Genomic DNA, 569 nt, shown 5'->3' on the forward strand with positions numbered 1-569 from the left:
CGCGTCCGACAGCCGCTCCACCAGCAGAATGCCGACACCCTCGCCCCAGCCCGTGCCGTCCGCCGTAGAGGAGAAGGCCCGACAGCGCCCGTCCGTCGACAGCCCCCGCTGCCGCGCGAACTCCACGAAGGTGGTGGGGGTGGACATGACGGTGACGCCGCCGGCGAGAGCCATGGTGCACTCGCCCGCCCGTAGCGCCTGGCAGGCCAGGTGCAGCGCGACCAGCGACGACGAGCACGCCGTGTCGACGGTCAGCGCCGGGCCCTCCAGTCCGAGCGTGTAGGCGACGCGGCCCGACGCGATGCTGCTCGAACTCCCGGTGAGGACGTACCCCTCTACGGATTCCGACGCACGCTCCAGGTGGATCGCGTAGTCCTGGGCGTTGATTCCGGTGAAGACGCCGACAGGGCTGCCGTGCAGTGTCTGCGGGTCGATGTGTGCTCGTTCGAGAGCTTCCCAGCTGGTTTCCAGCAAGAGGCGCTGCTGGGGGTCCATGGCCAGGGCCTCGCGGGGGCTGATGCCGAAGAAGTCGGGGTCGAACTGTGCTGCGTCGTAGAGGAATCCGCCCT

1 protein-coding gene is annotated in these 569 nt (G+C 69.4%); it reads right to left on the reverse strand.

Annotated elements, in window-relative coordinates; all coding sequences use genetic code 11:
• The coding region (locus RKE29_RS30335; protein WP_312008907.1) for a polyketide synthase at positions 1 to 569 on the reverse strand (569 nt) is incomplete at both ends.

The sequence above is a fragment of the Streptomyces sp. B1866 genome, assembly GCF_031932565.1.
In the GTDB taxonomy this organism is placed as follows: Bacteria; Actinomycetota; Actinomycetes; order Streptomycetales; family Streptomycetaceae; genus Streptomyces.